The organism is Candidatus Eisenbacteria bacterium (assembly GCA_035712145.1).
Classification (GTDB): domain Bacteria; phylum Eisenbacteria; class RBG-16-71-46; order RBG-16-71-46; family RBG-16-71-46; genus DASTBI01.
Genome location: DASTBI010000107.1, coordinates 1 through 1,423 on the forward strand (window position 1 = coordinate 1; position 1,423 = coordinate 1,423).

Here is a 1,423-nt window from a genome sequence, read left to right on the forward strand (position 1 = left end):
GATGACCGAAAGCAGCTCGGCGGCGACGAAGAGGTTGGGAATGACCACGCCCAGCAGCGCCAGGGCGACCTCGTAGCCGGGGCCGACCACGCCGTAGCGCGAAGGGTCCAGATGCCCGCGAAGCAGCATCCTCGCGCCCTCGGCGTAGCCTCCGTAGAAGTCGGTCTCGGCGAAGACGTCACCGATCCGGTGTGGCCCGAGGATCATCGCCAGGAGGGCTGCGCCGTAGAGGGCGACGACCACGAACCCCGCGAGCCTGCAAAGACGAGCCGCCGCAGGCGAGAGGCTCCACACGGGACGGCTCGTGGCGCGACGGTCTCGTTCGCGGCGTTTCACGGGCGTGAGAGGCCGGTGGCGCCTTCAGGGATGAGCATGAAGGCGCCAGTCTAGCCCACGCCGAGCCATTTCGGCCGGATGCGCTGGCGCGGCGGGGAGCCTCTTAGGGACCGCCGAAGGCGAAACCGATTCCGACCAACAGCTGGATGCCGCTGAAATCGGTATCCATTTCCTGGCCCGTGATGAGGAAGTCCACGGGAGGACTGCTTCCTGAGCCGAGCTGAGGACTCGTCAAGTCTCCGTCGAATTCCCCCAGGTTCTGAAACTGATATCCCACCCTTCCATGCAGCAGGAAACCGCTGGGGACCTGATACTGGTAGCCGACGAATACTCCGGCGACGAGCCCATTTCCCGACCAGTCGCCGATGACGTCGAGGTCGTTCGCAGGATCGCTGAAGTCTCGGAAGACGAAATTCTGCTTGGCCGTGCCGAACCCCATACCCACATCGGCTCCCATGAACACTCCCTCAGTGTTCGGAAGCCAGTAGGAGACGGCGCCGGTGACCGAGGTGAGGGCGAGCTCCGAGTCCAGGGTGAACAAGCCCGAAGCGTCCGAATACGTGTTGTCGGCTTGATCGCTTTGCCGGAATACCCCGACCGACAGGGCGAGCAGCGGATTCGGCTGATAGCCGGCTTCGATACCAAATGGGATGGCGCCTCCGAAGTTGTCGAACGGCGCCGGAATCCCACCACTCTGGAACACTTCATTGACCCCATCGATCTGATCGTTCCAGTCTTCGAGGGATTGGCTTGCGAATCCCGCAGAGGCTCGGATGAAGAAAGTCCCGGCGTTCGCCGGGGAGAGAGCGGGAACGGAGAGCAGCAAAGCTCCGAGAAGCGTGAAGCCAGCGGCCTTTCTCACGGCGTCCTCCTCAGATGGAGAGGACCGGAATATGTCAGCCAAGGGGCTCTTCAGGAAGCGGATTTGAGATGTTCCAGCTCCCAAAAAAGAGAGCCGGGCTCCGAAGAGCCCGGCTCTGTTGCGTCCCTGTGACTGCTACTGTCCCGAAGCGCCTGGCATGTAGAAGGCCAGGCCGGCGCGCACCATGAAGCCCGAGTAGTCCGTCTCGAACTCAGGATCCGCGCT

General features: G+C 63.0%; 2 protein-coding genes. Both read right to left on the reverse strand.

Translation table 11 applies throughout. From position 1 onward, the window contains the following. Positions 1-294 (reverse strand): hypothetical protein (locus VFQ05_06430; GenBank protein HET9326388.1); only part of this gene is annotated, 294 nt, incomplete at its 3' end. Between the two features lie 145 nt (positions 295-439). Then, on the reverse strand, positions 440-1,198 hold the full coding sequence (locus tag VFQ05_06435; GenBank protein HET9326389.1) for a hypothetical protein: 759 nt from the start codon (positions 1,196-1,198) through the stop codon (positions 440-442). Positions 1,199-1,423 lie beyond the last annotated feature (225 nt).